This is a genomic window from Alienimonas sp. DA493, assembly GCF_043951915.1.
Lineage (GTDB): Bacteria > Planctomycetota > Planctomycetia > Planctomycetales > Planctomycetaceae > Alienimonas.
The window spans coordinates 1-3729 of the sequence record NZ_JBINJD010000263.1 but is presented as its reverse complement, the minus strand read 5'-3'; the positions used below and the strand labels follow the sequence as shown (position 1 = coordinate 3729).

Annotated in this window: 3 protein-coding genes; 1 reads left to right on the top strand and 2 read right to left on the bottom strand. The window is 71.1% G+C overall.

Going from position 1 to position 3729, the window contains the following annotated elements; translation table 11 throughout:
* Window positions 1–94: 94 nt before the first annotated feature.
* Both ACG2DA_RS22010 and ACG2DA_RS22005 read right to left on the bottom strand, forming a co-directional pair.
* Window positions 95–799: a metallophosphoesterase gene (locus tag ACG2DA_RS22010; RefSeq protein ID WP_395258738.1), complete on the bottom strand. Its 705-nt coding sequence runs from the start codon at window positions 797–799 to the stop codon at window positions 95–97.
* On the bottom strand, window positions 796–3060 hold the full coding sequence (locus tag ACG2DA_RS22005; RefSeq protein WP_395258736.1) for an RND family transporter: 2265 nt from the start codon (window positions 3058–3060) through the stop codon (window positions 796–798). The genes ACG2DA_RS22010 and ACG2DA_RS22005 overlap by 4 nt, the downstream gene beginning before the upstream one ends.
* A 171-nt stretch (window positions 3061–3231) precedes the next feature.
* On the opposite strand from ACG2DA_RS22005, the gene ACG2DA_RS22000 reads away from it, so the two are divergent.
* On the top strand, window positions 3232–3729 hold a 498-nt coding region (locus ACG2DA_RS22000; protein WP_395258734.1), incomplete at its 3' end, for a hypothetical protein.

Genomic DNA, 3729 nt, shown 5'->3' with positions numbered 1-3729 from the left:
GGGACGCTACGCCTGCGGTCAAACTTTGTTGGTCGCTCGGAAGGCCCTCGCTGACGCTTCGGGTTGGTGATCGGCCCGGACCAGTTACGGGCGTCTATATCTCGTCCAGCCACATGGTGCGGGTTCGCCCGGCTCCGTCCGCCTGCCAGACCTCGCCGGTTTCGGTGCACAGGCAGGTCAGCCAGCCGCCCTTGCAGGCGCCGGTGTCGATGCAGACCGCGGAGGGCATGACCCGCGGCAGGCCGGACCGCTGCCGGGTGTGCCCGCAGATCATCCGCTTGCCGCTGACGTGCGGGGGCGGGGCTTCGGGAAAGAACTCCCAATACAGCATAAAGTCCGGCTGCTCCGTCAACGGGAGGTCCGGATACAGGTTGGCGTGGACGAACAGGCTGTCGTCGCTTTCAAAAAAGGGGACCAGTCGTTCGTCCAGGAACGCCCAGTGCTCGGCGGGGACGGGGGCCAGCGACCGTCCCGGCTCGAGCGGGGCGTAGGAGCCGAGGGTCGCGTCCCCGCCGCACTCCAGCCAGCGGCGGCGCTGGTCGAAGCCGTCGCGAGCCTCGCACATCATGATTTCGTGATTGCCCCGCAGCGGGACCAATTCGACCTCGGGGAAATCCGCTTCGAAACGGATCAGCCGGTCCAGTACGCCGCGGGTGTCCGGCCCGCGGTCGACGAGGTCGCCCAGCGGGATCACCACGTCGCCCGGCCGGGGGGCGACGAGGGCCAGCAGGGCGTCGAGGGCGGCGGCGCAGCCGTGCACGTCGCCGATCGCCAGGTGGCGGCGGGCGGTCGGCGTCACTCCTCCCGCCACCCGATCATCAGGGGCAACAGGACGAGGTCGCCGATCAACCCGCCGAGCATCGCCAGACTGACCAGCGCCCCGAAATAAATCAGCGGGACGAACTGACTGAGCGTCAACGCCGCGAAGCCGCAGGCGAGGGCCAGCACCGCGAAGGTCATCGCCCGGCCGACGGTGCCGTGGGCGATCTTCAGCGCCTCCCGCCGGCTCGCTCCGAGCCGCCGCTGGCGGAGATAGGCGGCGATGTAATGCACGTTCCCGTCCACCGTCAGCCCGACCGACACGCTGGCGATCATCGCGGTGCCGATATTCACCGGCAACCCGATCCAGCCCAGCCCGCCCAGCACCAGCCCGATCGGCAACAGGTTCGGCAGCATGCTCGCCACGGCGAGTTTGAGACTGCGAAACGCCGCCCACATCATCCCGAACAGCCCGACGCTGGCCCAGGCGAAGCTGACGATCTGGTCCCGCAGCAGGCTCTCGATGAGGTACGTCAGCAGCACGAACAGCCCCGTCGCGGAGGCGGGCTTGGCGGTTTCGGTTCCCGGAAAATGCTGACGCGCAAGGGCCTCCGTGCGTTCGATCACCGCCCGCTTGCGGCCGGCCGACTGCCGTTCGCGGCTGCGGAGCACGATCCGCATGCGGCGGGCCTCCGGGTTATAAAGACTTGGTTCGACCTCCGGGGCGAACTCCGCGAGTTGGTCCAGCCGGTCGCGGACGGAGGAGCCGATCAGCGGCACGGTGTCGAGGGTGTCCGTCAGCGCCACGACCTTCGTGAACGCCGGCCGCCCGCCGACCTCCAGCGCCCGCAGTTCCGCGGCAAGGTCGCGGATGCGGTTCAGATACGCCTCCCGCAGCGGCTCGCCGGGGCCGGGGGCGGGCACGTTCACCTCCCAAGACCCGGCTCCGCCCAGCCGGTCCTCGATATAATTGAGGCTGCGAACGATCTCGCTGTCGGATTTGAAGTTCTTGGAGAAGTCCGTCTCCACTTTTAATCGCAGCGCCCCCGTCAGGCTGAAGACCGTCAGCAGGACCGTGACGACGGCGAGCGGCCGCTTGAACTTGAGAATCGCCCCCGGCCCCCAGCCCAGCAGGCCGCCCAGCAGCCCCTCCCCCGGGGCGCCGCGGGGCGTGCTGTCGAAGCCCCCGGCCAGCGCCAGCCCCGGCGTGAACGACAGCGTGGCGACCAACACCGCCCCGGCCCCGAGGCCCATCATCAGCCCGAAGCTCCGCACCGGGGTGAGGTCCGCAGCGAGCAGCGACAGGAACCCCGCCGCCGTCGTGGCGCAGCTCCAGAAGATGGGGGCGGCCAGTTGGGAGAACGTCTCCCGCAGGGCGTTGATCGTGGAAACCTCCGAATCCGGGGCCCCGCCCAGCCGGCGGAGTTCCCGGAACCGCAGGGCGACGTGCATGACGGTCGCGACGCCGACGATGCACACCAGCGAATTCAACATGCTGGAGACCATGCTCAGCCGCAATCCCGAAAGCTCCAGCGTCGCCCGCGTCCAGACGATCGCCGCCAGCACGACCGCCAGCGGGATCAGCACCCACCGCAGGCTGCGGAGCAGGAACAACAACACCGCCCCCAGCAGGGCGAGGGAGACGTAAAAGAGGACCCTCCCGTCGTACTCGACCGCTTCGAAGGCGTCGTGAACCTGGATCGGTTCCCCAGCGACGAACGCCGGCGGGTCGTGCGCCGCGGCGAGGGTCCGGATCTCCCGAAACGTCTCGGCCCGGGAGCCGGGGCCGGTGATCGGCTGGTCCGGGGTCTCCGCCGTCAGGCGGAGGACGACTGCGACGGTGCGGCGGTCGGCGCTGACGATCACGCCCTCCGACAGCTCCATCAACTGCGGTTCCCACAGCGGAATCATGCGGCGGAGCACCACCGCCTTGAGCCCCGGCTCCAGCGCCGGCCGCAGCACCTTGGACAGATCCTGCGTGCTGGCCGGGTTCACCCCGGGGACCCGCGACAGCTCCGCGGCGAACGCGGCGATCGCGTCCAGACTCTCCGGCTCCGTCGGGTTCTCCTGATCCCAGGCGACGAGGACGAACTCGTCCCCGCCGAACAGTTCGCGGCTGCGGGTGTACGCGGCGAGGCGGGGGTCGCCGGGGGAGTAGAGCGACTCGATGGAGCGTTCCAGCTCCAACCGGTTCGCCGGCGCGACGGCCGCGGCGACGAGGGCCGCGGCGACCAGCAACAACGGCCAGCGGAACCGAGTCAGCCAGTCGCCGACCCGCTCGGACACGGTGCGGCCGGTCACGCCGGGGCTCGCGGCCCCGGGCGGGGGGGCGTCCGCGGGAGGAGCCGGGGCTTCGGACGAATCCGGCGGGGCGTCGGCGGGGGAGGAGCCGGCGATGTGGGCGAGGGGGCGGGACGCGGCGGGCGGGGTACTCTAAGGAGTCGCCCCCGCCCCGCCACCGCCCCGCCCGGAATGCCGTCGTTCCCCCGCCCCGTCGCCCTCCGATCGCCGGGGGGGGCGGTCGTCGCGGCAGTCGTCACGCTCGCCGCGGCGCTGCGGGCCGTGGCCGTCTGGCGGTGGACCGCCGATGTGGCCGTCGACGTGGACATGTACCGCGGCCTGGCGGCGAACCTGCTCGCCGGCGCGGGCTACGTCAGCCCGGAGACCGGCGTCGCCACCGCCTTCCGGCCCCCGCTGGTCCCGCTAATCTTTGCGGCGCTGGGCAACGCGGATTCGGCGATCCTGCTGTTCCAAGTCCTCGCCGGGGCGGCGACGGCGGGCCTGACGGTGCGGCTGGCCTGCCTGCTGGGGTTGGGTTGGAAAGGGGCGGCCTTGGCGGGAACCGTCGTCGCCTGCGACCCGATCCTGCTGCGATACACGCCGCGGCCGATGACGGAGGTGACCGCCGCCCTACTGACGGTCGCCCTGCTCTGCCGCGTCTGCCGGGGACCGATCTGGAGCCGCGACCGT